22 protein-coding genes are annotated in these 25,507 nt (G+C 62.0%); 12 read left to right on the top strand and 10 right to left on the bottom strand.

Annotated elements, in window-relative coordinates; all coding sequences use genetic code 11:
• The 4 genes from BMY06_RS36355 to BMY06_RS36340 all read right to left on the bottom strand — a co-directional run.
• The coding region (locus tag BMY06_RS36355; protein ID WP_074987672.1) for an NAD-dependent succinate-semialdehyde dehydrogenase at positions 1–1,208 on the bottom strand (1,208 nt) is incomplete at its 3' end.
• 128 nt (positions 1,209–1,336) lie between these two features.
• Positions 1,337–2,308, bottom strand: a complete 972-nt coding sequence (locus BMY06_RS36350) for an ornithine cyclodeaminase family protein (protein ID WP_074987671.1) — start codon at positions 2,306–2,308, stop codon at positions 1,337–1,339.
• A 78-nt stretch (positions 2,309–2,386) separates the two neighbouring features.
• Positions 2,387–3,517, bottom strand: coding sequence for a DSD1 family PLP-dependent enzyme (locus BMY06_RS36345; RefSeq protein WP_074987670.1), 1,131 nt, complete (start codon positions 3,515–3,517; stop codon positions 2,387–2,389).
• Positions 3,518–3,638: 121 nt separating this feature from the next.
• A complete protein-coding gene (locus BMY06_RS36340; RefSeq protein ID WP_074987669.1) occupies positions 3,639–4,580 on the bottom strand; it encodes a LysR family transcriptional regulator in 942 nt (313 codons plus the stop codon).
• 379 nt (positions 4,581–4,959) lie between these two features.
• On the opposite strand from BMY06_RS36340, the gene BMY06_RS36335 reads away from it, so the two are divergent.
• The 11 genes from BMY06_RS36335 (at position 4,960) to BMY06_RS36285 (ending at position 18,582) form a co-directional block, all read left to right on the top strand.
• Positions 4,960–5,868: a GNAT family N-acetyltransferase gene (locus tag BMY06_RS36335; RefSeq protein WP_080180721.1), complete on the top strand. Its 909-nt coding sequence runs from the start codon at positions 4,960–4,962 to the stop codon at positions 5,866–5,868.
• 115 nt (positions 5,869–5,983) lie between these two features.
• A complete protein-coding gene (locus tag BMY06_RS36330; protein ID WP_074987675.1) occupies positions 5,984–7,561 on the top strand; it encodes an ABC transporter substrate-binding protein in 1,578 nt (525 codons plus the stop codon).
• A gap of 133 nt (positions 7,562–7,694) precedes the next feature.
• A complete protein-coding gene (locus BMY06_RS36325; RefSeq protein WP_074987668.1) occupies positions 7,695–8,648 on the top strand; it encodes an ABC transporter permease in 954 nt (317 codons plus the stop codon).
• Complete coding sequence (locus BMY06_RS36320) at positions 8,645–9,553, top strand: ABC transporter permease (protein WP_080180722.1); 909 nt, start codon at positions 8,645–8,647, stop codon at positions 9,551–9,553. Before BMY06_RS36325 ends, BMY06_RS36320 begins: the two co-directional genes overlap by 4 nt.
• The gene (locus BMY06_RS36315) at positions 9,550–11,406 is read left to right on the top strand and encodes an ABC transporter ATP-binding protein (RefSeq protein WP_074987666.1); all 1,857 of its coding nucleotides are present in this window, start codon (positions 9,550–9,552) and stop codon (positions 11,404–11,406) included. Before BMY06_RS36320 ends, BMY06_RS36315 begins: the two co-directional genes overlap by 4 nt.
• 338 nt (positions 11,407–11,744) lie before the next feature.
• Complete coding sequence (locus BMY06_RS36310; RefSeq protein ID WP_074987665.1) at positions 11,745–13,070, top strand: NAD(P)/FAD-dependent oxidoreductase; 1,326 nt, start codon at positions 11,745–11,747, stop codon at positions 13,068–13,070.
• Positions 13,071–13,168: 98 nt separating this feature from the next.
• Entirely contained in the window at positions 13,169–13,837 is a 669-nt protein-coding gene (locus tag BMY06_RS36305) for a haloacid dehalogenase type II (RefSeq protein ID WP_074987664.1), read from the top strand.
• 75 nt (positions 13,838–13,912) lie between these two features.
• Positions 13,913–15,190, top strand: a complete 1,278-nt coding sequence (locus BMY06_RS36300; RefSeq protein WP_074987663.1) for an NAD(P)/FAD-dependent oxidoreductase — start codon at positions 13,913–13,915, stop codon at positions 15,188–15,190.
• Positions 15,187–16,656 (top strand): aldehyde dehydrogenase family protein, encoded by a 1,470-nt coding sequence (locus tag BMY06_RS36295; protein WP_074987662.1) that lies wholly within the window; start codon positions 15,187–15,189, stop codon positions 16,654–16,656. Before BMY06_RS36300 ends, BMY06_RS36295 begins: the two co-directional genes overlap by 4 nt.
• A gap of 120 nt (positions 16,657–16,776) precedes the next feature.
• Positions 16,777–17,967, top strand: coding sequence for a M20 aminoacylase family protein (locus BMY06_RS36290; protein WP_074987661.1), 1,191 nt, complete (start codon positions 16,777–16,779; stop codon positions 17,965–17,967).
• A gap of 270 nt (positions 17,968–18,237) precedes the next feature.
• Complete coding sequence (locus BMY06_RS36285) at positions 18,238–18,582, top strand: cupin domain-containing protein (protein ID WP_074987660.1); 345 nt, start codon at positions 18,238–18,240, stop codon at positions 18,580–18,582.
• Between the two features lie 18 nt (positions 18,583–18,600).
• On the opposite strand, the gene BMY06_RS36280 is transcribed toward BMY06_RS36285, so the two are convergent.
• From BMY06_RS36280 to BMY06_RS36255, 6 genes are all read right to left on the bottom strand, one after another.
• A complete protein-coding gene (locus BMY06_RS36280) occupies positions 18,601–19,626 on the bottom strand; it encodes a porin (RefSeq protein ID WP_074987659.1) in 1,026 nt (341 codons plus the stop codon).
• Positions 19,627–19,705: 79 nt separating this feature from the next.
• On the bottom strand, positions 19,706–20,770 hold the full coding sequence (locus tag BMY06_RS36275; RefSeq protein ID WP_074987658.1) for a beta/alpha barrel domain-containing protein: 1,065 nt from the start codon (positions 20,768–20,770) through the stop codon (positions 19,706–19,708).
• Positions 20,771–20,789: 19 nt separating this feature from the next.
• On the bottom strand, positions 20,790–21,626 hold the full coding sequence (locus BMY06_RS36270; protein ID WP_074987657.1) for an IclR family transcriptional regulator: 837 nt from the start codon (positions 21,624–21,626) through the stop codon (positions 20,790–20,792).
• 32 nt (positions 21,627–21,658) lie between these two features.
• Positions 21,659–22,591 (bottom strand): DUF6282 family protein, encoded by a 933-nt coding sequence (locus tag BMY06_RS36265; protein WP_074987656.1) that lies wholly within the window; start codon positions 22,589–22,591, stop codon positions 21,659–21,661.
• Between the two features lie 11 nt (positions 22,592–22,602).
• Positions 22,603–23,367: an HpcH/HpaI aldolase family protein gene (locus BMY06_RS36260; protein WP_074987655.1), complete on the bottom strand. Its 765-nt coding sequence runs from the start codon at positions 23,365–23,367 to the stop codon at positions 22,603–22,605.
• Positions 23,364–23,774: a cupin domain-containing protein gene (locus BMY06_RS36255; protein WP_074987654.1), complete on the bottom strand. Its 411-nt coding sequence runs from the start codon at positions 23,772–23,774 to the stop codon at positions 23,364–23,366. The genes BMY06_RS36260 and BMY06_RS36255 overlap by 4 nt, the downstream gene beginning before the upstream one ends.
• A 292-nt stretch (positions 23,775–24,066) precedes the next feature.
• Here BMY06_RS36255 and BMY06_RS36250 point away from each other — a divergent pair, with 292 nt between their 5' ends.
• The gene (locus tag BMY06_RS36250) at positions 24,067–25,503 is read left to right on the top strand and encodes an NAD-dependent succinate-semialdehyde dehydrogenase (RefSeq protein ID WP_074987653.1); all 1,437 of its coding nucleotides are present in this window, start codon (positions 24,067–24,069) and stop codon (positions 25,501–25,503) included.
• Positions 25,504–25,507 lie beyond the last annotated feature (4 nt).

Below are 25,507 nucleotides of genomic sequence, written 5' to 3'. Positions count from 1 at the left end.
ATCGGCACGACCGGGCCGAAGGTTTCTTCGCACGAGCAGTCCATCGACGGCGTCGCGTCGATCAGCACGGTCGGCGCGAAATAGTTCGCCGAGGCGCACTGTTCCGACTGCACGCGCGTGCCGCCCACGATCACTTTCGCGCCGTTTTCCACGGCATTGCGCACGTGGCGCTCGATCTTGTCGACCGCGCGCGCGTTGATCATCGGGCCGATCTGCGAGGCGGCGTTGGTGGCCGGACCGACGACGAGCGCGCCCACGCGCGCGGCCAGTTTCGCGACGAAGGCGTCATGCACGCCCGCCTGCACGTAGACGCGGTTCGGGCACACGCAGGTCTGTCCGCCGTTGCGGAACTTCGAGATCATCAGGCCTTCGACGGCGGCGTCGAGATCGGCATCGTCGAACACGATGAATGGTGCGTTGCCGCCGAGTTCGAGCGAGAGCTTCTTGAGCGTGTCGGCGCTGCGGCGCGCGAGATGCTTGCCCACGGGCGTCGATCCGGTGAAGGTGATCTTGCGCACGCGCGCGTCGTCGAGCCAGACGTCGACCACGGCGGGCGTGTTTTCGCGCGAGGCGGTGACGATGTTCAGCACGCCCGCAGGCACGCCGGCTTCTTCGGCTAGCTTGACCAGCGCGAGCGACGTGAGCGGCGTGTCTTCGGCGGGTTTGCAGACGACCGTGCAACCGGCGGCGAGTGCGGGCGCGATCTTGCGGGCGATCATCGCGGCCGGGAAATTCCACGGCGTGACCGCGGCGATCACGCCGACCGGTTCGCGCAGCGCATACATGCGGCGGCCCGGCACGGGCGCGGGAATGATGTCGCCGTTCGTGCGCGTGGCTTCTTCGGCGAACCATTCGACGTAGCTCGCCGCGTACAGCACTTCGCCCTTGCCTTCGGCGAGCGGCTTGCCCTGTTCGCGCGAAATCAGTTTGCCGAGGTCTTCGGTGTGCGCGACGATCAGATCGTTCCAGCGCTTGATGATCGCGGCGCGCTGCTTCGCCGGGACCTTGCGCCATGTGGCGAATGCGTTGTGCGCGGCGTCCACGGCGCGCTTCGCGTCTTGTGCGCCGCTGTTGGGGACTTGCGTGAACACGGCGTCGGTGGCCGGATCGCTGACCGGGAACGTGCTGCCGTCGACGGCTTCCACCCAGGCGCCGTCGATGTAATTGCGGCCCGGGAGCAGGGAATCGCTATCAAGACTAAAGGGCATTTCGTAATCCTGAACATAAAGTGCTCCCATGACGACCATGGTTGCATCAGCGGAGCAATGTGTGTTGTGTGTATCTGGAGCATACGGCGGGCCAATTCGTGTTGAATCCCCGGCCTGCTGGTATGCAATTACCAAGGCCACGCGACGGTTCGCCCCTTTCCGCTTGATATGGCGCTTTGGTAAACCAGACGTGCAACCGTGAGATCCTGTAAGGCGAGTCCGGTCATGTCGAAGACAGTAATGTCACTGTATTCGCGCTGGAACGGTACCTTGCCGACGAGCACATCGCCGATCTCGGTGCATTGAATGCCGCTAACCCATTGGCACTCGCCGATCGACTGTGCCTGTTGCCTGTCGTCAACGAAAACGCGTGCGCGTTCCAGCACGTTGGGCGGCAATTCGCGCTTTCCGGCTGTGTCAGCGCCAACACAGGTGAGGTGCGTACCGGCTTGCATTGCCGTCGAATCGAACAGCTGCTGGCGACCCGGCGTAGCGGTGATGACGACGTCGCTCAATGCGACGGCATCGTTGCGGTCTCTTGCTACGCGAATCGTGCATCGGTCACGGAATTGAGCCTCGAAGCCATGTTCCGGCTCGCCAGACGCACTTACGTATTGAACGTCGTGCAGATTCGGCAGGGTGCTGAGTGCGTACGTAAGCTGGATGTGAGCCTGGACGCCGGTGCCAAACAGGCAAAGCCGCTCGCTGTCTTCTCGCGCGAAGGTTTTCAGGCCCAATGCACCCGCAGCACCAGTGCGGGCAGTCGTGATTGCGTTGCCGTCCAGAATGACTTGTGGCCGACCTGTCGCGGGATTGATCAGAAGAATTGTTGCCTGATGCGGTTCGCTCCCTGTTTGACGATTGGATGGCCAAAACCCCGCCGCCTTGAAGCCGAGGAGGTTCTGGCCAGCAACATCTCCCGCCTTGATCCCGAAGACACCTCCCGTATGCAGCTTTTCTCGAATGACCGGAAAAACACGGCCGGCACCCTGACTGTGAAGAACAAAGGCCTCGCGGACGGCGCCAAGTACGTCTTCAGTTTGCAAAGCGAATTCGACCGATTCGTTGTCCAGCAGAAGGAGTTGCGCGTAGGCATCCATAGTTCTAGAGATTTAACGAGAAAATAGCGTGTATCGAATTGGTCTGACCAGACCGTATTCCCGTGCGTTTACTGCTATTTACCAGCCGTGAAAACGCGGCCACGTTTGCAATTCGCCGTCCGGCTTGACCGCGATATAGTCGGGGTACTGTGCACCGGTGGCGCAAGCGTGATTCGGCAGGATGCGCAGTCGCGTTCCGATCGGGAAGTGCTTTTCAATATCGTGATCAGGCGTACCAACATGCGAGATGATTCCGTGTTCCTGGTTTGCCCCCGACATCAGGTAGCTGTCCAGTACCTCGCCCTGCTCGTTGCAGACGAGACCGTATCCAAAATCTTGCTTTTGCTTTTGCGTGCCACGATCCCGGCTCATCGCCATCCACCCCGCGTCGACGATCACCCAACCTTTCTCGGCCTGGTGGCCAATCACCGTGGTGAGTACACTGAGCGCGATCTCGGACGTTTCATTAACGCCGACGTTGTGCATGACAAGATCGAAGAACACGTAAACACCGGCTCGCACCTCGGTCACTCCTTCGAGATGTCCGGCGGCGAGTGCAGTAGGGGTGGAGCCAATGCTCACGACTTCGCACGGCAAGCCTGCTTCACGCAGGCGCTGCGCCGCTCGCACGGTGCCAGCACGCTCCTGCTCAGCAATGTGTGCAAGCGCTTCCGGCGTGTCGTATTCATAGCTCGATCCTGCGTGTGCAATCACCCCACCCAGGTGCATCCCGCCTTCCACCAGGGCGGTTGCGACAGATATGAGCGTTGCGTCTTCGGGGGGGATGCCGGAGCGGTGACCATCGACGTCAATCTCGATCCAGATCTCGAATGCTTCACTGTGCTCTTGACCAAAGGCGACGATCGCTTCTGCGCTGGCGACGCTGTCCGTGACAAGTTTCAGATCGCAGCCTGCGCGTCGTAGCGCGAGTGCCTGAGGCAGCTTTCCCGGTGCGATACCCACCGCATAGACAACGTCACTAATGCCAGCTGCAAAGAATTGCTCGGCTTCCTTGAGCGTGGATACGGTAATGCCGCACGCGCCCGCCTCGAGCTGCGCACGTACGACGGGTTCGCATTTGGTGGTCTTGACGTGCGGCCGGAACGCGACGCCTAGCGCGTCAAGGCGCTGTTGCATGCGCGCAATATTGTGGTTCATGCGCGCGACGTCGATCAGGGCGGCCGGCGTGTTCAACGACTGCAGATTCAAAATTCGACTCCTTGCGAGATACCGGCGCACAGCGTTGGGCAACGGAGCTGCGCAGCCTGGATGGAGTTCCCACTATAGGAGTCGGTTTTCAGCTTGTGTTTAACGGACGATAAACCGATCGTTAAACCGGATTAACGCCTGCCGGCTGTCTCCAGGGCGGAGGATCGAGGGCCCGCTTCGCGGCGTCGAGGAATAATCGCTGACGGTTCGTCACGCCGTGACGCGAAGGCAGTAGCGCCATGATCGGTGCCGGCTCCAGCCTCCATGCGGGAAGCACTCGGACCAGCTTGCCGGAGGCGATCAAACGTGCAGCATCCCATTCCGAGCGTTCGATAATGCCGAGGCCGGCAGTCGCCCAGTCGCTGATTACAGTGCCGTCGTTCGACGAAAGTGCCCCTGACAGTCTCACCGTGATTCCCTTGGCGCCGGGCTTGTGTGAGTCGCCCGCGGGCATAAAGCGCAGGCGCGTTACGTCCTCATCGTTCTCGCGAAGTGTCAGGCATTCGTAGTGTGAAAGGTCAGCTGGATGGTCCAGGCGATCAATTCGCTTCGCGTATGCGGGACTCGCACACAGGAAGCGTTCGTTTGGTGCGAGGAAATGGCCGACCCACGATGACGATTTGGCTGCACCGATCGACAACACGATGTCCGCGCCCGAGGCGGCAGATAGCGGACTCTCCGCAAGAATCAGTGAAACCTCCAGCTTGGGATGCGTGAGATGCATTTCACGAAGGAGGGGCGCAATGTGGGTACGGCCGAACCCGAATGGCGCGACTACACGCAAATGTCCGCTGACGCTTCCCGATTGCTCAGCTACGCGGGACGCAATCGACTCGATCCTCTCCAGCAGCTCGATAGATTCTTCGAGTAACTTCAGGCCTTCGTCGGTAAGGGTAACGCCGCGTGCTTCGCGCACGGCCAGGCGCAAGCCGAGGCGTTCCTCCATGCGTTGCAGGCGTACCGACACGGCCGGCGGTGTGAGGTTAAGCAGGCGCGCGGCAGCGGCGAGCGAACGGGATGCCCCCAGTGCCCGAAACAGCCGCATGTCGTCAAGTTCGATCATTAAATGGCCCTAAATCATACGTTCAATAGATATTAAACACGCCAAAAATCCCGCCCCGTATCGTGTGCTGCGAGCCGGAACGATGGCTGTCCTGCCCGCGAGCAGCGCCAAGGCGGCGCGTTCTCACTGACTGAGACGGCCGCAGCACCGTCAGAGGCCGCTCATAGGGGCCCGAAGCAATGCTGGTGGCATCGCCCAGCCCCGATGATCGGCGCAGACTGGATCTTCGGTCATTAAATTTTTCTTAATGCGATGTTAGTCGGCGATTAATTGATATTTATTTTGATCGCGGATAATCGATTCAACGGTGGTGCCAGCCGTACCCCGGCAGGCGCCCGGGAAGAGATCGCATCGCAACGACAATCATTAAGGTGTACGTATGAATATTAAGGCGACTGAAAGCTCCATGCAGAAAGCGTCGACAACGACCCCGAACTACAGACTGATGACGTCGGCGGACATCCCCACCGCACATGCGATGTCGCTCGCAGTGTCGTGGCCCCATCGTCCCGAGGACTGGCAGTTCGCACTGGATGCCGGCACCGGCTTCGTCGCGGAACTGGATGGCGACGTGATCGGTACTGCACTTTGCTGGAAGCATGGGCCAGAGCGTGCTTCTCTGGGTCTCGTAATCGTGTCCGACGCATATCAGGGGCGGGGCATTGGCCGCACGCTCATGGAGATGCTGCTGAAAGAGGTGGGTGAGCGCGTAACGTTTTTGCACGCGACACCGGCCGGACAGCCGCTCTATGAAAAGCTGGGTTTCAGCGTCTGCGGTCTGTTGAACCAGCATCAGGGTCGAGTGACGGAGACTGTCCCCGTCGTTTTGCCGGATAACCTGCGACTTCGTGATGCCCAACCCGGCGACGTTTCGGTGCTCTCCGCGCTCGCGGCGAGTGCAACTGGTCTCGAACGCGCCGCAATGCTTGCCGCATTGTTCCAGGTTGGCACGGGCGTTGTGCTGGAGCGTGACGGCGCGATTATCGGCTTCTCTGTTTTCCGTAGTTTTGGGCGCGGCTACGTGATCGGGCCGGTTATCGCGACGAACTCGGAGGACGACCTGCATGCGAAGGCGCTAATCGGCTACTGGCTGGCAGGGCGTGAGAACGAGTACATCCGGGTTGACGTACCCGACGGATCGAGTGTCGACGATTGGCTGGCCGAGCAGGGGCTGCCGTGCGTCGACTCTGTCGTCAAGATGGTACGCAATGCTCCCGCAGACGCACATCGCCGTGCTCCGCATCCTGATCTTCGCTGGTACGGGCTGATCACTCAAGCGATGTTCTGACCGATAACGCGGTGGCGACGCTCGCCTGCGTGGAGCGGGCTGCGTCGTCACGTGGATCGTTGCTTTGCATGGCAGTCAGCGATTCGACCCAGTGAATACACGAGGAGTGATGGGCATGACCGAGCAGGAAAAAACAACGGGTGGCGTGACGCGACGCGACATGCTGAGACTGATGACGGCGGGCGGCGCTGCGATGGCGGGAGGCGGTTGGATTGGCACTGCATCGCGCGCATTCGCAGCGCCTGCGCCAAAGAAAGGAGGCTCGATCCGAGTCGCCTATGACACGTCGTCGACCGCCGATACGCTGGATCCGGCAAAGGCGTCAACCGGTTCCGACTACATCCGCTGCTTCACGTTCTATAGCAGCCTGACGACTCTCGACGGTACGCTGACGCCGCAGATGAATCTCGCGCGCAGCGTCGAGTCGCGCGACGGACGTGTCTGGATGATCAAGCTTCGTCCCGGTGTGACCTTTCATGATGGCAAGTCGTTGACGCCGGCTGACGTGGTGTTTTCACTGATGCGGCACAAGGATCCGAATACCGCATCGAAAATCAAGGTGCTCGCCGAGCAGTTTACCGAAGCAAAGCAGACCGGGCCCGACGAAGTCACATTGACTCTGGATTCGGCGAATGCTGATCTGCCGGTCATTCTGGCGACGCCGCAGTTGGTCATTGTGAAAGCGGGCTCGACCAACTTTACGACTGCGGTTGGCACGGGTCCGTATCGGTTGAAGTCCTTCAAGCCCGGCGTGTCGACCGTCGGTGTGCGCAACGAGAGCTACTGGAAAACTGGCGCAGGCCCTTACCTCGATCAGATTGAGTTGATCGGCATTAGCGATGACGCCGCGCGCGTGAACGCGCTCCTCGCTGGCGACGTGCATCTGATCAATTCGGTGAATCCCCGTCAGACGCGACGTATCAGTTCGACGACCGGCTATGCGATGAAGGAAACGAAGTCCGGGCTGTACACCGACCTGATTATGCGTCGCGACAACCCTCTGACGGGCAACCCGGATTTCGTGCAGGGCATGAAATTCCTGTTCGACCGGGAGCAGCTGCGTAGCGCGGTTTTTCAGGGGTATGCGGTGGTTGGCAATGATCAGCCGATCCAGCCGGGTCATCGCTATTTCAATGCGTCACTGCCGCAGCGTCCCTACGATCCGGACAAGGCAAAGTTTCACTTCCAGAAGGCTGGTGCTGTGGGTATCGCCCTGCCGCCAATGTATGCGACGACCGACGCAAATGGCTCGATCGAGATGGCAGAGCTTTTGCAGCAGGCCGGCGCGAAGATCGGTGTGAACCTGAGCGTGAACCGCGTGCCGTCCGACGGGTATTGGTCGAATCACTGGATGAAGCATCCCCTGGGCTTCGGAAACGTGAATCCACGTGCCAGTGCTGACGTGCTGTTCAGCCAGTTCTTCAAATCCAACGCGCCGTGGAATGAGTCCGGGTGGAACAGCCCCAAGTTCGACCAGTTGCTCGCCGCGGCGCGCTCGGAGACGGATGAAGCGAAGCGCAAGCAGATGTACGGTGACATGCAGGTAATCGTATCGGAGCAGTGTGGCATTGGGATACCCGCTTTCCTGAGCTTCCTCGATGCGTATGACACGCGTCTGCAGGGACTCGGCTCGATTCCGACAGGCGCGATGATGGGTGGTGCGTTCGCTGAATACGTTTGGTGGAATGCGTGATGCAATGCCGGACGCACCCGGCATCGCCAGGTGTGCATATGGCACGCACGGTGACCGCTCACGCGTCCGGTGATGAAGCGAACGGGGATTCGCATTCTTGCGTCCCCGTACGCGGGATTGACGGAGGTAGCAAATGAATCGCGGCATGGCGATATTGATTACGCAGCGGGTTGGGGCGGCGCTTCTAACCTTGCTATTGGTGTCGGCGATCATCTTCGTGATCACGAACCTGTTGCCCGGCGATGCAGCGCAGGCGGCCCTCGGCCAGTCGGCTACGCCGGAAACGGTCGCGGCGCTCCGGCATCAGCTCGGACTCGACCAGCCGGCATGGCTGCGTTACGTGCATTGGCTGAACGCGCTGGCCCACGGTGACTTTGGCATGTCGTCGTCGAGTAACCTGCCGGTCGCGCAGCTGATTGAGTCTCGCTTGCCGAAGTCGCTACAACTCACATGGATTACCGCGCTGGTGTCGGTGCCGATTGCCGTGACTGGTGGCATCGTCGCCGCGGTCAACCGAGACTCCTGGATCGATCGGGTGATCAGTCTTGGCACGCTTTCGCTGATCGCAACTCCGGAATTCCTGATTGCGACCGTTGCTGTTCTCGTGCTTGCGGTCAAGCTGCACTGGCTATCCGCTCTGTCGTACGGCGGGGAAATCGACAGTCTGCACGATTTGCTACGCGCCTATGCAATGCCGGTTATGACGCTGTGTGCCGTAGTGATTGCGCAGATGGCGCGGATGACACGCGCAGCCGTTCTTGAGCAACTGAACGCTTCGTATGTCGAGATGGCACTGCTAAAAGGCGCTCGCCCGGCGCGCCTGATCCTGAGACACGCACTTCCCAATGCAATTGGGCCGATTGCCAATGCAATTGCGTTGAGCTTGTCCTATCTGTTAGGCGGCGTGATCGTTGTCGAGACGATTTTCAACTACCCCGGGCTCGCAAGCCTGATGGTCGACGCGGTAAGCAACCGCGATCTCGCGCTGGTTCAGGCTTGCACACTGCTGTTCTGCTCCGGCTACCTGCTACTGGTCCTGTTCGCGGACCTGTGCGCGATCCTTTCCAATCCGAGGCTGCGGACATGATGTTCTCCCGAATTCGTTCAGATCATGCAGGCGCCGCCGTCGCACGCCCACCTTTGTCCGTTTTTCGCCGCGTCGCCAGCGTGCGTCTGTCGATCGGTGGTTGGTTAGGCGCAGTGCTGGTCGCACTTGCGCTTTTCGTTGCGCTGTTCGCGCCATGGCTTGCGCCGCATCAGGTAGGCACGATCGTCTCCCAGGACCTGTACGGTCCGATCAGCGTGAAGACCCCGCTGGGCACAGACTACCTCGGGCGGGACATGCTGAGCCGGATTATTGAAGGCACACGCCTGACAGTGCTGCTCGCGCTCGCGTCGGCACTGTTGTCGGCGATCGTCGGGACGCTGCTCGGGTTGCTCGCTGCCGTTTCGGGTCCGGCCGTCGACGAACCGCTGAGCCGTCTGCTTGATGCCTTCACGTCGATCCCGTCGAAGATGTTCGCGCTAATGTTCGTCGCTGCGCTTGGTTCGTCGTTGACCCTGCTGGTGCTGACTGCTGCGGTCAGCTACATGCCGGGCTCGTACCGCATTGCACGTGCACTGGCTGTGAACATCGGTACGTCTGAGTACGTGCAGGTCGCACGATCGCGTGGCGAAGGTGTGCTGTACATCGCGTGCACCGAGATGCTGCCGAACATGATTCATCCGATGCTGACCGATACAGGGCTGCGTTTCACATTTATCGTACTGCTGCTGAGCAGCCTGAGTTTTCTCGGCCTTGGCGTGCAGCCTCCGTATGCGGATCTGGGCTCGCTGGTACGCGAGAACATGACAGGGCTGGGGGAAGGTACACCAGTCGTGATCTTTCCGGCGCTGGCGATTGCGATGCTGACTATCGGCGTCAATCTACTGGTCGATGGTTTGCCGCGACGCGGCCGTCGCATGGCTAAGAAATCGGGAGGTCGGGCATGACTACCACGAAGCGTGATGCAGGTGTCCACGTGCAGGTGCGCGGACTGCGCGTTGTTGGCAGCCGCCCCGGAGAACCTGACACGACGATCGTACATGGCATTGATCTTGATATCGCGCGCGGTGAAATACTGGCGCTCATCGGCGAGTCCGGCTCAGGCAAGACGACGATCGCGCTGTCGCTGATGGGGCATGCGCGCGGGGGCTGCCGGATTGCAGGGGGCACGGTACGCGTCGGCAACACTGATGTTCTTGCGCTCAGTGCCCGTGAGCTTGCCGCGCTGCGCGGACGGCGCGTGGCCTACATTGCGCAAAGCGCCGCCGCAGCCTTCAATCCGTCGCGAACGATTCTCGACCAGGTGATCGAAAGTGCTTTGATCCACCACACGATGTCGAAGGCCGCAGCTCAGGCAAAGGCGATTGAGCTGTTTCGTGCGCTTGCGCTGCCGCAACCGGAAACGATTGGTCGGCGGTATCCGCACCAGGTATCGGGTGGGCAATTGCAGCGACTGATGGCCGCGATGGCGCTGATCACCGATCCCGAAGTGGTTATCCTCGATGAGCCGACCACAGCGCTGGACGTGACCACCCAGGTCGATGTGCTGCGTGCATTTCGCACTGTCATTCGCGAGCGCGGCATGACAGCCGTGTATGTGTCGCACGATCTGGCAGTGGTCGGCCAGATGGCGGATCGCATCGCGGTACTTAGCGAAGGCGTTGTTCGCGAGATCGGCGCAACGGCGCAGATTCTACAGGCCCCCGAGCATCCCTACACGCAGAGCCTTGTTGCGGCGGTCACGCCGACAGATCTCCCTGCGCGTGAGCGTACGACCGACACGACGGATGCACCATTGCTCGAAATCCGTCGCGTTGCAGCGGGCTATGGGCGTCGCGACGCAAAGGGATGGCCGGAAAAGATGATCCTCAACGATATCGACCTGACAATCCGTCGGGGAGAAACGGTCGGAGTGATCGGCGAATCGGGTTCTGGCAAGTCGACGCTTGCGAAGGTGATCGCGGGGCTCGTGCCGTCGTGCGGGGGGAGCGTGCTGCTCAATGGAGATCCGCTCCCGCGTGGCCTGCACGGGCGAACGCGCGATCAGTTCCGGCGCATCCAGATCGTATTCCAGAACGCGGATACTGCGCTGAATCCCGTGCACACGGTTGAACGCACGCTCGCGCGGCCACTCGCGTTCTATCACGGATTAAAGGGGGAGCGTGCGAGGCGCCGGGTGGCGGAACTGCTGGAACTGGTGAAGCTGCCGTCATCCATCGCGCAGCGTCGCACGACCGAGCTGTCGGGTGGTCAGAAGCAGCGCGTCAATCTCGCTCGCGCGCTCGCAGCCGAACCCGATCTGATCCTGTGCGATGAGGTGACTTCGGCGCTGGATACCGTAGTCGGCGCGGCAATCCTCGATCTACTGCGAGATCTGCAACGCCAACTGGGCGTCTCGTATCTGTTCATCACGCACGACATCGCGAAGGTCCGCGCGATCAGTGACGACATTGTCGTGCTCTACGCAGGGCATCGTGTCGAATCGGGGGATCGGCACGCACTGTCGGCACCACCTCTGCACCCGTATTCGCATCTGCTGGTGTCGTCGGCACCCGAGCCTCGTGAAGGCTGGCTCGATGAGGCGAGCGAACGCTGCCATCGGCCGCTCGCGCCGATTGGCGACGTCGCGTCGGACCCCGACCTCTGCACGTTCCTGGCACGGTGTGCTTTGCGGGTGGACGGCGTTTGCAACCGGACGGCGCCGTCACTGCGGACCTTCGGAAATGGCGCGCAGGTGCTGTGTCATCGTACGGAGGCGGATCTCGCTTTGCTGCAGGCGGAAGCCGCACCGGCGCTCTGAGCCTGTGGCACGAAATCCTGTGCGGGCACGAATGGGGCGTTGTGGGTCAGTGCGGTGGTCGATGCTGTTTAGCCGCGCGCTGGCTTGCGTCTGCACGATATCGAGACTTGCCAGCCGCTGATCGCAGATACGGCTCGTGACTGGCCGGCCTTGTGCGGGCCGCTTCACTTCAACGATAAAGGTTCGAACCCAGCGGTTTCAATCTGCGTGTAGCTGCGAAGAGCATTAAATCTTCTTTAACGCTGGCTTTATTGATCGTTCAACAAAGCCCGTATGCGCTACTCGATAATCAGTCCAACGAATTTCATGAAGCCAGATATCAAAGGAGTTTTTAGACCATGCGCGTACCGCTGACCCGGATCGACGCTAACGACCCGCTGCCGACCCACGCCGATGTCGTTGTAATTGGCGCGGGGATCGTCGGCGTATTCACTGCGTGGTTTCTTGCGAAGCGCGGGATGAAGGTCGCCCTCGTGGAGAAGGGCCTTGTCGGCGGCGAGCAGTCCAGTCGCAACTGGGGCTGGGTGCGTCAGCAGAACCGCGATGCGCGTGAATTGCCGATCGCGACTGAAAGCCTGCGACTCTGGGAGCAGTTCGAGGCCGAATCCGGCGAGACGACCGGTTTTCGCCGCGGCGGCCTGCTGTATCTGAGCAATGACGAAGCCGAACTCGCCCGCTGGGCACGCTGGTGCGATTTTGCGCGCTCGGCAGGTGTAAGGACAGAGGTGTTCGGTAGCCGCGAAGCGAGGTCGCGTGGTGAAGCGACGGGCCGTGACTGGAAAGGGGGCGTGTTTGCGCCAACCGATGGCACGGCTGATCCAGGCCGCGCAGCGCCCGCAGTCGCAGCGGCGATACGCAAACTTGGTGGCTCGGTCCACCAGAACTGTGCTGCGCGCGGCATTGAAACATCGGGTGGACGTGTCTCAGCGGTAGTCACGGAGCACGGCACGATTCGCACGCCTATCGCGGTGCTCTCTGGTGGCGCCTGGGCGTCGACTTTTTGCCGGCAGCTCGGCATCCGGTTTCCCCAGGCCACGATCCGGGCATCGGTTGCCGCTGTATCGCTGCCAACCGGCTCGCTGCCGGATGCGCTGCACACGTCGGGCATTACGATAACGCGACGGGGCGACGCGACCTATACGCTCGCAATCAGCGGTATCGCGCGCTTTGATCCCACTTGGCAGAAGGTGCGGTATTCACGGGACTTCCTGCCGATGTTTTCCTCCCGCTGGCGCAGTCTCAGCTTTGGCACGTTCGAGGGTGTCCGTTCCGGTCACGAGAGCAGCGCTCGGTGGCGGCTCGACGAGCCGACGCCAATGGAGCGTATGCGTGTGCTTGACCCAAGCGTTGACGAGCCGACTGTCGCGGAAATCCGTCGCCGTGCTGCGGCGTTGTGTCCGGCGATCGCTGCCGCACCTGTTGCTGGTGCGTGGGCTGGCTATATCGACATGACGCCGGATGGTGTGCCGGTGATTGGTGAATCGGCTCAAATTCCAGGGTTTGTGTTCGCAGCGGGGCTTAGCGGCCATGGCTTCGGTATTGGGCCTGGTGTCGGCCACCTCACCGCCGATATCGTCAGCGGCGCTACGCCGATTGTCGATCCGCAGCCCTATCAGCACGCAAGGTTCGAGCAATCCGTCTGGGGCAAGGTTGCCGATTTCTAAGCAGCACCCGCGAGACAATTCGCCAAATTTTTCGATTGCATGACCGGTATCTGGCTCTTTTGCACTGATGCCGACACATCCACACTGAGGATTCGCAGATGACAACGCTTCGCCCGAAATACATTACCTTCGATTGCCACGGCACGCTTATCCACTTCGAGATGAACGAAGCGGCTCACGCACTGTACGGGGCGCGCCTGGCGCCGGACCAGATGGCGCGCTTTTGCAAGGTGTTTTCCGCGTACCGTCTGGATGAGGCGATGGGCGACTGGAAACCGTATGCGCAGATCGTTCACAACGCGCTGGAGCGCGCGGCAAGAGCCTTCTCGCTGCCGTTCCGTCCTGAGGACGCACTGGCGATCTACGAAAGCATCCCGACATGGGGCCCGCACCCGGATGTGCCGGCAGGTCTCGCAAAAGTCGCGAAGGAGATTCCGCTGGTGATCCTGACGAATTCGATGGACGCGCAGATCCAAAGCAACGTCGCAAAGCTCGGTGCGCCGTTTCACGCAGTGCTGACGGCACAGCAAGCCGGTGCCTACAAGCCGCGGCTGCGTGCGTTCGAGTACATGTTCGACACCCTGGGGTGCGGTCCGGAAGACATCCTGCACGTCTCGTCTTCGTTCCGCTACGACCTGATGTCGGCGCACGACATGGGTGTGAAGCACAAGGTGTTCGTCAATCGCGGCCACGAGCCGGTGAATCCGTTCTACGAGAACATCGAGATCCGCGATATTTCTGGCCTCGCCGGCGTCGTCGGTCTGTAATGCACGCAATGCCGATGCGGCGCGCAGTCGTGCGCTGACGCACCGGCATTGTCTGTTCTGCGCAAGGAAATCCTGATGCAATTCTCATCATACTGGCTGGACACATCGGAGCCGTTCGTATCGCGCTCGGTGGGGCTACCTGTCGATTCGTGCGACGTGGTGGTCGTGGGCGGAGGCATCACTGGTACGACTGCCGCGCTCGCGCTCGCGAAGAAGGGCGCGAGCGTGGTCGTGTGCGAAGCTGGCACGGTTGGTCAGGCTGCGTCAGGCCGCAATGGTGGCATGTGCAATAACGGATTCGCGCAGGATTACGGAACGATGTCGACGCTGATCGGTGTCGAACGCGCGAACGAGTTGTACCGCGCGTTTGATGCTGGTGTCGACACGGTTGAGCGGCTCGTGCGCGAGGAATCCATTGACTGTGACTTTGCGCGTACCGGCAAGCTGAAGCTCGCGGCGAAGCCCGCACACTTTGACAAGCTCGCGCGTAGCCACGAGCTGCTGGCTGCGCACGTTGATCCTGACACTCGCATCCTGACGCGCGCTGAGTTACGCGACGAGATTGGCTCCGACCGTTATTGCGGTGGCTTGATCTTCGGCAAGAGCGCAGGGATGCACGTTGGCCGCTATGTGCGTGGCCTCGCGCGTGCAGCCGAAGCGCGTGGCGTCCACATTCTTGAGCACAATCCGGTGCTTGCACTCAACCGGGAGCCTGGCGGTGCATACAGGATCGGCACGCCGCGCGGAGAGATCCGTGCAAAGCAGGTGCTGCTCGCGAGCGGCATCTCCCAGGTCGGTCCGTTTGGCTGGATCCGTCGACGCATCGTGCCGGTCGGCGCGTTTCTGATCGTGACGGAAAAACTGCCAGTCGAAGTGCTTGACCGGCTGTTGCCTCGTCGTCGAATGGCGACAGACACGAAGAATTTCGTCAACTTCTTCCGCACCACGCCGGACAACCGGCTGCTGTTTGGTGGCCGCGCGCAATTCGCGGTGTCGAGCCCCAGCGCTGACGGAAAAAGTGGTCAGATCCTGCGGCAACAACTCGCGAGCGTGTTCCCTGAACTGGCTGATACCCGTATCGATTATTGCTGGGGCGGGATGGTCGACATGACAAAGAACCGGCTGCCGCGCGCCGGGCAGCGGGACGGCATTTACTACTCGATGGGCTACAGCGGTCACGGTACCCAGATGTCGACGCTGATGGGCACTCGCATGGCGGACATCATGGACGGCCGTACGGACCTGAATCCGTGGAAGGATTTTTCTTGGCCAGCGATCCCTGGCCACTTCGGCAAGCCGTGGTTCCTGCCAATCGTTGGAGCCTGGTACCGATACAAGGACGCAACGCAATGACAACACCGCTGGAATCACCTCTCGATCAGCTGCGCCGCACAGGGCATCTCAGCCGTATTTTTATCGACGGTGAATGGACGACGCCCGCCGGGGCGGAAAGTGTACCGGTCGTCTGTCCGTCGACCGGTGAGACGCTGGCCGAATTGCCGCTCGGCGATGCCTCCGATGTTGATCGCGCGGTGCAAGCCGCGCGTCGCGCATTCACAAGCTGGTCTGGCACGTCCCCTGACGAACGGGCAGTGTATCTCGCGCGACTGCATGCGTTGATGCTGGCGCGTGCTGAGATTTTTGCTCAGGCGCTCACGACCGAAATGGGTGCACCGATTGCTTATGCACGCGGCGCACACGTGCCGCTCGCGGCCGAACATTTGCGCGTGGCGCGCGACAATCTCGTCGACTATCCGTTTCGCAGGCAGCGCGGTGCGACTGCAGTAGTGCGCGAGGCGATTGGCGTCTGCGCGCTGATTACACCGTGGAACTGGCCGATCTACCAGATCACGGCCAAGGTCGGGCCGGCGCTTGCGGCTGGGTGCACGGTCGTGCTCAAGCCGAGCGAACTCTCCCCGCTGTCCGCGCTTCTGTTCGCCCAGATCGTGGAGGCCGCTGGTCTGCCTGCCGGGGTGTTCAATCTGGTGAATGGCACTGGCCCTGAAGTGGGCGAACGACTTGCCGCGCACGACCAGGTCGACATGGTGTCCATCACCGGCTCTACGCGTGCCGGCGTACTGGTCGCGCAGGCAGCCGCACCCACCGTCAAACGGGTCGCACAGGAGCTTGGCGGCAAGTCTCCTAATGTCGTCCTGCCGGATGCAGATCTGCAACGCGCCGTATCGCTCGGCGTCGCAGCTGCATTCCGTAACATGGGGCAGTCTTGCAGTGCGCCCACACGCATGATCGTGCCACGCGCGCTCCTGCCTGCGGTTGAAGAGCTGGCTATTGCAGCCGTCGAGGCCATGGTCGTGGGAGACCCGTTCTCCGACGGCACGACACACGGTCCACTGGCGAATCGTGCGCAGTTCGAGCGCGTGCAGACGATGATCGGGGCGGGCATCGAGGAAGGGGCAAAGCTGCTGACGGGTGGCCTCGACAGGCCGGAAGGTTTCACGCGTGGCTGGTTTGCGCGACCCACGATCTTCTCGGATGTTCGCACGGACATGAAGATCGCTCGCGAGGAGATTTTTGGACCGGTACTGTCGATCCTGCCATACGATACCGTTGAGGAAGCGGTCGAGATTGCGAACGACACTGTCTACGGGCTCGGCGCGCATGTTCAGGGCACGGACCTCGACGCGGTGCGTGCGGTTGCCGCACAGATCCGGTCGGGACAGGTACATATGAACTACCCGGCCTGGGATCCGCAAGCGCCGTTCGGCGGCTACAAGCAGTCCGGCAATGGACGTGAGTACGGTGTCGAAGGGATGGAAGAATACCTGGAGATCAAATCGATCCTCGGGTATTACGCTTAAGACAGCGGCGTGGAGGCATAGCGATTATGAGCAGCGCATGCAGCGGTTCGCGGGCATCTGGTATGCCGCTGCCAACTTCGATAGTTGCTTTCCCGCCCGTATCTGTTCTCTATGGATAGCATGGAAACCGCTCTCGAACCCGACACCTCATTGCCGTTCTACTGCGTGCATCACGCACATTGGACGAAGCTGCGGCATGACCTTCACGCCAACCCCGAACTGCGCTTCGAGGAAACTCGCACGGCCGATGTTGTCGCGCGCGAGCTAGCGTCGCTCGGCTACGAACCCGTGCGTGGTCTCGGCCAAACCGGCGTCGTAGCGAGTCTCCCTGGCGCAGATCCGTCGCGCGGTATTGTGCTTCGCGCGGATCTCGACGCATTGCCGATCCAGGAAGCCAACACGTTTTCTCATGCATCGTGCAGCTCCGGCCTGATGCACGCGTGTGGCCACGACGGCCACACTGTCATGTTGCTCGGTGCGGCGCGCGTATTGAAATCGCTGCCACAACTGCCCGGTTCCGTTCACTTCGTCTTTCAACCGGGAGAAGAGGGCGGGGCCGGTGCACGGAAGATGATCGACGATGGGCTGTTCGTGCGCTTTCCGACCGAGGCAGTATTCGGAATGCACAATTGGCCAGGATTGCCGGCTGGCGAATTTGGTCTGCGCACTGGACCGATCATGGCGGCGGGCTCGCGCTTCCGGATCACTGTAACAGGCAAGGGCGCACACGCGGCGCAGCCTCATCTCGGGCTCGATCCGATTCCACTCGCGTGTTCGATGGTGCTGCAATGCCAGACGATTGCAGCGCGCCACAAGGATCCAGTCGATCCATGCGTGATCTCGGTTTGCATGGTGCATGCCGGCGACACAGACAATGTGATCCCAGAGTCCGCCGAACTGCGCGGTACGATCCGCACGCTATCGTCTACGTTGCAGCAGCAATTGCAGCGCGATATCCAGACAATGTGCGAGGGGCTTGCTGCGGCTTACGGCGCAAGCGTGCACGTCGAATATTTTCAGTACTATCCGGCGACGGTCAACGCGCCAGCCGAAACCGCGCTCTGCGACGCGGTTTTGCGCGATACGTTTGGTGATGCACGCGTCCACGCGAACGTGCCGCCCAACATGACGTCGGAGGATTTCGGCTTCATGCTCGAAGAGCGGCCAGGTACCTATGTGCTGATCGGAAATGCAAAGCCTGATTGTGCGCCGGCCGGGCTGCATCACCCGACTTACGACTTTAACGACGACATTCTGCCGGTCGGCGTGCGCTACTGGGTTGAACTCGCACAGCGCTATTTCAGGGGATAGCCTTCTCCCAACAGGCGGCGGTGCAGTGCACCGCCGGTCTCCTGCTTTCTGTCGCACGCGCGTCCTGCTCGCCTTCTTCTGCCTCCCAAATCCCCTGTGCCGCAGCTTGTGCTGCCTGTGACGTTCATCCTCGTTTAACCGCGGGTTTAATGGCCGTTAAACCCAGCGCGGTTTTGCATTTCTATAGTTGGGCTAACCCCGAAAGACTCATGCCACAATGGGCAAATCTTTCGCTTCGATCATAGACGGAACACGCAACAGGATATCCCCGTGAAAGTCACCAGCATTAAAAATAGCGCGCACTTCCCGGACCTCGAGGATCGTGGCTCGATCGCTTCGCTCAGCGGGCCCGATATTGAACTTCGCGGCATCCGACAGTCGGTTGACGGCGCGGAAGTCACGAACACCGGGATCTTCGAATGTACCCCGGGATCCTATCGCCGGATCGTGATGGAACCTGAAGTCATGCATATTCTGCAGGGTCATGGGCGTTTCACGCCAGACGGCGAAGCGCCTGTCGAATTCTCGCCGGGCGACACGCTGTTCTTCGCTGCTAACACTCAGGGGCTCTGGGAAATGCCCGAGCCCATGCGCAAGTTCTACGTCATTCTCTAACGCTTCTAACAGCGTTGATCAAAAAGCCTGGACGACGCCGACCTGGACGCCACGCGCGGGAGCGCCGGGGTACGCAAGCGCCAAACCTGCATTGGCTGCGCCGGCGAGTCGATACTGTGCGGTGCCGCGATTGTCAAGCCATGAAACCGCTGCGTAAAAACTCGTTCGCTTCGAAAGGGCGTAGTCGAAAAGCGCGCTGTATTGCGCCGCGTCGTTGCTGCCGATGCGATCTTGCAGGAACGTATAGCCGAGCGCGACCCAGGCGAACGGCGAGATCGTCCAGCGGCCCGAAAATTCCACGCTGCGGATGTTGATGTGCATGTCGTCCCACGAGGCGCCCGCGTAACCCGCATAGAGCCTGATCGCGCCAATGTCGTACGAACCTCCTGCGAAGGTCGAACGCTCCGTGCTGGTCGCGTTAGCGTTGCGCACGCCTTGCATCGCGTACACGGCCGAAATCGCCTGATTGTCGTAAGTCAACGCGAACTGATAATTCGAGCCGCCAGAGCGAAAGCCGCCCGCATCGCCCAGACCGATATAGCCCGACGCCTGAAAGCCCGCGAACTTCGGCGAAAAATAGCCGACCGTGTTGCTCGTGCGATACGTGTACACGCTCAGGTTGTCGATGCCCGAGGCTTGCGTCGCGCCGCCGAATGCGTCGAGCCTTCCCTCGTTGAGAAAGAGCAGCGAATTCTGCCGCCCCGCGCGCACGCTGCCCCAGTTGCCCGATGCGCCCACCCACGCCTGGCGATTAAAGAGGGAGCCCGCCGTGGAGAAAGTGCCGTCGTTCGAATTGAAGCCGTTTTCCAGGTCGAAGTCGATCTTGTTGCCGCCGCCAATGTCTTCCGAGCCTCGAAAACCGATGCGCGAGCCGTACTGGCCACTGCTGTTCATCGCGGCAGTGTAGCCTTTTCCGGTATCGACGTATTGCACGAAAGTATCGACAAGTCCGTACACCGTCACGGACGATTGCGCGTGCGCATTAGAGGCGGCAAGCAGCGGCAACGCGACGAGCGCCGCGTAGCGTGGGGTCAAGCGTTTCATATGTCTCCTGCGTCTTGTATTTGATTTGGATTGCTGACTATTTATGTGAGAGCGCTTTATTGAAAAGGCGCGTGTTGGGTTAATCGTTCGAGGCTGCGGCCGAAGGCGCGAACTGCTCCCAGTAGCCGGGGCGGCTCGATTGCTGCTGATAGGTTTCGACGCTGTCCGCCGCACGGCCCAAAACTTCGGCCACGGTTTGGTCGCGTTCGCGCAAGTACGCGTCGAGTTCCGCGATGGCGTCGCCGAGCGCCGCGTAACCGCGCGTGAGCACGGCAGAAGTCATCTCGGTCGCGCACGCGCCTGCGAGCAAAAAGCGCGCGACGTCCAGCCCGTTGCGCGCGCCGTTGGTGGCGAGCAGCGGGAAATCCGCGCCCACGCGGCGGCGCGCGAGCGAAATCCAGCGCGCCGTGAGCGGCAGTGCCCAGCCGCCGCCGACCGCCGCGTTGGTGCCGAGCACCGGGCGTTGCGTGTCGAGATCGGGCAAAAAGCCCATGAAGCGGCCCATCAGAATGACCGCATCGGCGCCGCCCGCTTTCGCCGCTGCCGCGATCCCGGCCACGTCTTCGCTTTGGCCGGTGAGCTTGATCCACAGTGGCAGCTTCGTGCTTTCGCGCAGGCGCGCGACGATACGCGTAATGCGCTCGGCGTCGCGTTCGAGGCGGATCGCGCCTTGCGCCGCTTCCTCGCCGTGCGGCGCGCCGATGTTCACTTCTAGCACGCGCAGGCCGGCCTGCTCGATTTGCGCGGCGAACTGCGCGCATTGTTCGAGATTGCTGAGGATCAGGCTCGGGATCACGTAGCTGTCGCTTGCGCGCGCTTCGGTGTCGAGCGCGGCGAGTTCGTCGATCCAGCCTTCGAAGCTGCGTTGCAGCAGGCCCGAGCGGCAAAAGAGCGTGGCGTTCTGCGCGGCGGCCTGGTGCCACGGCACAGGATTCCAGTGCGCGTCGAGCAGTGCGTAATCGGTGCGATCGAGCTGGTCTTTCGCGGCCTGCGATTCGTTGGTCGATTTCGCGACCGCGGCGCCCGCGCCCTGGCGCAGCGCCGCGCGGATCGCGTCGCTGGTCATGGTGTGCTCGCCCGCGCCGCAAATCACCGGGTTCTTGAGGGTGAGCGTGCCCACGCGGCTTTCCAGTCGATTCGTCATGATGCTTTCGATGCCTTGGTTATTCGGTTTTCTTTCGATGCGCCGCGAGCGTGTGCTCGTAAGCGTTGCCGTTCAGGCGCGCGCTCAGGGCGGCGGCGGCGGTCTGCACGTGCTTGAGCATGGCCGGTTCGGGCGGCGACATCACTTCGCCGCTCGAACCCACCACGCCGATCGTGCCGAGCACCACGTTGTTATGGCCGAAAATCGGGCAGCACAGCGCGTTGATGCCGACCGTCACTTCGCCGGGCGCGTCGTCGTAAAGGCGCGCGCGGATCAGCTTCAGGCGCTCCGCGAGTTCAGCGGGATCGGTCATCGTATGCGGCGTGAGCGGCGGCATCTTCCGCCGCATTACGCGCTGCTGGCTCGCTTCATCGGCGAACGCCAGCACGATGCGCCCCTGCGCCGAGCAGTAGGGCTGCACGCGATTGCCGGGCTTAACTGAAATGCACACGTTGGCCTTCGATTCGACCGTCGCCACCACGAGCGCGGTGTCGTTGGTCGCGACCGAAAGCAGGGCGGTTTGTCCCGTCGCGTCGCGAATCTGCGTGAGATACGGATCTGCAAGCTGGCGCAGGTCGAACTGCTCGCTTGCGGCGGCGCCGTAGATCACGAGGCGAGCGCCGAGTCGGTACTTCTCGCTCACCGGGTCCTGCTCCACCACGCCCAGCAGGCGCAGCGAAGCCAGGTGCCGGTACACGCGCGGCTTGGGTTCCTCGATGATCTGCGCGAGCTCGGTCACGCCCATGGGCCGACGCGCCGACGACAGCTCGTCGAGCAGCTTGAACACTATATCCACCGACTCCAGCAGCGCCGGACCTTCTCCCGCTTCCTGTACGCGCGCCTTTTGCGTTGCCATTAATTCGTTCTCCGGTTGTGGCCCGGCGCGGCTCAGATGCCCATCAGCCGGGCAGCATTGCCCGACGTCATTTTACGTATGTCCGACTCGCTATATCCAATGTCGAGTGCGGTGCGTATCACGCTGCGGAATCCGTCACCGATAGTCGGGTTGCCCTTCTGGCCGAGATCGGAGCCCAGAATCGTCAGATCGACGGTGCCCGCCTCGATCACCTGGCCCAAGAATTCGGGGTCGTAGAACTTGAACTTGGAGCCGGGCACCCACATGCACATCGAGTGCTCCATGAACACGCCTTCGCTCGCGAGCTGACGCATGTGATCGAGCGTCGCGTCCACCACGTAGGTGGGGTGATTCACGAGCAGGCGCTTAACGCCGCGTTTGCGCGCTTCCTCGAACAGCGGAAAAATCTCCGAAATATGCAGATGGCCGCCCGAAAGCACCACGCCCGCTTCGGCGATCAGATCGAGAATCGCCAGCACTTCGTCCTTGAGTTTGCCGTCGTCGGTCAGCACGGTAAGCGGAATCGGCTCCAGCATGCGCTGGGTCGTCTGCGGAAATTTCTGGTCGAACTGCTTGTCCTGATGGTGATGCGCGATGTGGTTCTTCGAAGAGAACGTCGGCATCCACACGAGATTCGCGCCGAGCTTCAGGCCGTGTTCGACCGCGTGCACGTTCAGGCCGCCCACGGCGTTGTTGAGCGGCACGCCCGAGAGCACCTGCACGCCCGAATCGGCGAAATGCTTGTTGAGCAGATACGAAACCGGCGTGCACGAATAGTAGTGGTCCTTGAGCAGCACGGCCTTGATGCCGGAAGCCGACGCTTCGCGAATGGCCTCGATGTGATCGAGATAGCGCGCCATCACGGAAGGGCCGCTATGACAATGCAGGTCGATCGCGCCTTGCATGAGGCGGTCGATCTGTGCGTCCTGCTCAGTGGTGTCGTGTTCGAGGATGGTGTCGTTCATGGCAATTCCTTTCAGAGTGCGGCGCGCACATGCTGTGCGGCCTGACGCCAGCCGGCGCGCATCATGGATTGATCCGAGCCGATGACAAAAAATGAGGCGCCCGCCGCGCGCCATTCGGGCACGGTTGTGGTTTCGCCAAGAAAAATCCCGCCGGTCTTTCCGGCGTCCACCGCCGCGCCGAGCGCCGCGCGCGTGGCGTGGGCCACGGCGGGAGCGTCCAGATCGAAGGTGCCTAGCGAGACGGAGAGATCGGCGCGACCCACGAACAGGCAGTCCACGCCGTCCACGGCGGCGATCGCATCGAGATGGGCAAGCGCGTCCTCGTCCTCGATCTGGCAGATCACGCAGATGTTTTCGTCCTGACGCGCGATGTGCTCGCCCATCGGCGTGACGCCGTAATCGCCCGCGCGCGCCGAGTTCGAAAAGCCGCGTACGCCTTGCGCGTAACGGGTGCGTGCGACGATTTCCGCGGCCTGCGCGGCGTTGCGCACGTGCGGCACGAGCACGCCGTCCGCGCCCATGTCCAGCACGCGCAGCAGCGTGGCCGCCTGGGTGTCCGGCACGCGCACGAGACCGGCCACGCCCGCGGCGCGGCACGCCATCAGGCACGCGTCGAGTTCGCCCGCGCCGAAGGCGGCGTGTTCCGCGTCGATCACCACGGCGTCCAGCCCGGCCGCGCCCGCCACCTCGACCGGCTGATAGTGGCCGGTCTTGATGAACGAACTGACGATGACCGCACCCGAACGCAGGCGCTGGCGGAACGTCAGCGCGCTCATGCGGACGCTCCGGCCGAAGCGTCCTTCGCCGCGAATTCATCGGCTTGGTATTCGACCAGATGGCGGTAGTCCTCGCGCAGCGGCGCGAACACGTCGAGGTTGAGCACGACTTCGTCGCCTATCGGTTCGGCGTAATGCACGACGTGCGGCGGGATTCGGATCATCGTGCCGGGGCCGCCTTCGATCACTTCCTCGTCGAGATGAAAGCGCACCCGGCCCTGCACGATCACCACGAGCTGCTCGAACGTATGGCTGTGCGGAAACACCTGCATGCCCGGCGTGAGCCAGTTCATCACGCACATCACATCGTCGCCGCGAAAACCGACGCGTTCCACGCCCTTGCGCACCACTTCGCGCGGTAGGTCGTTCCAGTTGTGAAGCAGGTCTTGATAGCTCTTCGAGTTCATCTGCGTGGGTCCCTCGTGGTTGACGCGGCGCGCGGGGAAGGTGTGCTGCGTGTTTCGATTAAAAGAACAATTTTTCGACAAAGGGAATCCTAGTTGTTGTTTCAAGCGGCGGTCAAGCATCGGCATCGATAAAAGTCGTCAGGATTTATACCGAGGCGACAAGTGCTTGACATTGGTGGAATTGCGCCTCTACGATGTGTCGATGGAAAGAACGTTGTTTCTTTCATGGAAACGAAAAAAAGTATTAAGCGCAACAAACAAAGGTCGCGGGACCCGTAAAGGACGCTACACAATGAATCTGGAAACTCCCTTGCTGATCGACGGCGCATGGCGCGCCGGAACGCACGCGCAGCGCTCGACGGTGCGCGACCCCGCCACCGGCGCGTCGCTCGGCGTACTCACGCTCGCCAGCGAAGCGGACATGGCGCTCGCGCTCGCGGCAGCGCAGCGCGGCTTCGAGGTGTGGCGCAAGACCTCGGCTTACGATCGCGCGAAAATTCTCGTTCGCGCGGCGGATCTGCTGCGCGAACGCGCGGAGACCATCGCGCAGCTCATCACCAAGGAGCAGGGCAAGCCGCTCGCCGAAGCGCGCATGGAAGCGGGCGGCGCGGGCGATCACGTCGATTGGTACGCGGAGGAAGGCCGCCGCGCGTATGGCCGGCTGATTCCGCCTCGTCAGCGCGGTGCGCGCCAGATCGTTCAGCGCGAGCCGGTCGGACCGGTGGCGGCGTTCAGCCCGTGGAACTTCCCGGTCTCACAACTGGTGCGCAAGATCGCGGGCGCGCTGGCGGCCGGTTGTTCGATCATCGCGAAAGGGCCGGAGGAAACGCCGTCGTCGTGTATCGAAATGTGCCGCGCGTTTCAGGACGCGGGCGTGCCGAACGGCGCGCTGAATCTGCTGTTCGGGGTGCCGGCGGAAGTCTCGTCGTATCTGATCCAGTCGGACGTTATTCGCAAGGTCTCGTTCACGGGCTCGGTGCCGGTCGGCCGCGCGCTCGGTGCGCTCGCGGCGCAGCATCTGAAGCGCTGCACGCTCGAACTCGGCGGTCACGCACCGTTCATCGTTTGCGACGACGCTGACGTGGCCGCGGCTGCCGCGCTCGGTGCCGGACTCAAGTTCCGCAACGCAGGCCAGGTGTGCGCGTCGCCCACTCGCTTTTTCGTGCAGTCGGGCGTGTACGAAGCGTTCGTCGATGCCTTCGTGAATCACAGCGCGCGCCTCGCCGTGGGCGCGGGCCACGACGCCGCCACGCAAATGGGACCGCTTGCGAACGCGCGCCGCGTGGACGCCATGAGCGCCTTCGTCGAAGACGCGCGCGAATGCGGCGCGACCGTGCGCACGGGCGGCGCGCGGGTCGGCGGCACGGACGGCTTCTACTTCCAGCCGACCGTGCTCACGGATGTACCCGACGCCGCGCGCGTGATGCGTGACGAGCCGTTCGGCCCGATCGCGGCGGTGGCGCGTTTCGACACGCTCGAAGAAGTGATCGCGCGCGCCAACGCGCTGCCGTACGGACTCGCGGCGTTTGCGTTCACGAGCTCGATCGCCGCGGCCACGCGTCTCGCCGACGACCTCGAATGCGGCATGGTGTCGATCAACCACTTCGGGCTCGCCGCGCCGGAAACGCCGTTCGGCGGCTGGAAGGACAGTGGCTACGGCAGCGAAGGCGGCAGCGAAGGACTCGACGCGTATCTCCAGCCGAAGTTCGTCAGCCAGATCGGCGTGTGAGCGG

Source organism: Paraburkholderia tropica, from assembly GCF_900109265.1.
In the GTDB taxonomy this organism is placed as follows: domain Bacteria; phylum Pseudomonadota; class Gammaproteobacteria; order Burkholderiales; family Burkholderiaceae; genus Paraburkholderia; species Paraburkholderia tropica.
Note: the sequence above shows the minus strand (reverse complement) of the source record. Positions and strands in the feature narration are given on the sequence as shown.

Coding starts and splice junctions, on each gene's coding strand:
- BMY06_RS36350 (WP_074987671.1), bottom strand. CDS start 2,308: ATGGATGCCTACGCGCAACTCCTTCTGCTGGACAACGAATCGGTCGAA.
- BMY06_RS36340 (WP_074987669.1), bottom strand. CDS start 4,580: ATGATCGAACTTGACGACATGCGGCTGTTTCGGGCACTGGGGGCATCC.
- BMY06_RS36330 (WP_074987675.1), top strand. CDS start 5,984: ATGACCGAGCAGGAAAAAACAACGGGTGGCGTGACGCGACGCGACATG.
- BMY06_RS36250 (WP_074987653.1), top strand. CDS start 24,067: ATGAATCTGGAAACTCCCTTGCTGATCGACGGCGCATGGCGCGCCGGA.
- BMY06_RS36280 (WP_074987659.1), bottom strand. CDS start 19,626: ATGAAACGCTTGACCCCACGCTACGCGGCGCTCGTCGCGTTGCCGCTG.
- BMY06_RS36270 (WP_074987657.1), bottom strand. CDS start 21,626: ATGGCAACGCAAAAGGCGCGCGTACAGGAAGCGGGAGAAGGTCCGGCG.
- BMY06_RS36295 (WP_074987662.1), top strand. CDS start 15,187: ATGACAACACCGCTGGAATCACCTCTCGATCAGCTGCGCCGCACAGGG.
- BMY06_RS36310 (WP_074987665.1), top strand. CDS start 11,745: ATGCGCGTACCGCTGACCCGGATCGACGCTAACGACCCGCTGCCGACC.
- BMY06_RS36320 (WP_080180722.1), top strand. CDS start 8,645: ATGATGTTCTCCCGAATTCGTTCAGATCATGCAGGCGCCGCCGTCGCA.
- BMY06_RS36335 (WP_080180721.1), top strand. CDS start 4,960: ATGAATATTAAGGCGACTGAAAGCTCCATGCAGAAAGCGTCGACAACG.
- BMY06_RS36315 (WP_074987666.1), top strand. CDS start 9,550: ATGACTACCACGAAGCGTGATGCAGGTGTCCACGTGCAGGTGCGCGGA.
- BMY06_RS36305 (WP_074987664.1), top strand. CDS start 13,169: ATGACAACGCTTCGCCCGAAATACATTACCTTCGATTGCCACGGCACG.
- BMY06_RS36260 (WP_074987655.1), bottom strand. CDS start 23,367: ATGAGCGCGCTGACGTTCCGCCAGCGCCTGCGTTCGGGTGCGGTCATC.
- BMY06_RS36275 (WP_074987658.1), bottom strand. CDS start 20,770: ATGACGAATCGACTGGAAAGCCGCGTGGGCACGCTCACCCTCAAGAAC.
- BMY06_RS36325 (WP_074987668.1), top strand. CDS start 7,695: ATGAATCGCGGCATGGCGATATTGATTACGCAGCGGGTTGGGGCGGCG.
- BMY06_RS36255 (WP_074987654.1), bottom strand. CDS start 23,774: ATGAACTCGAAGAGCTATCAAGACCTGCTTCACAACTGGAACGACCTA.
- BMY06_RS36300 (WP_074987663.1), top strand. CDS start 13,913: ATGCAATTCTCATCATACTGGCTGGACACATCGGAGCCGTTCGTATCG.
- BMY06_RS36265 (WP_074987656.1), bottom strand. CDS start 22,591: ATGAACGACACCATCCTCGAACACGACACCACTGAGCAGGACGCACAG.
- BMY06_RS36290 (WP_074987661.1), top strand. CDS start 16,777: ATGGAAACCGCTCTCGAACCCGACACCTCATTGCCGTTCTACTGCGTG.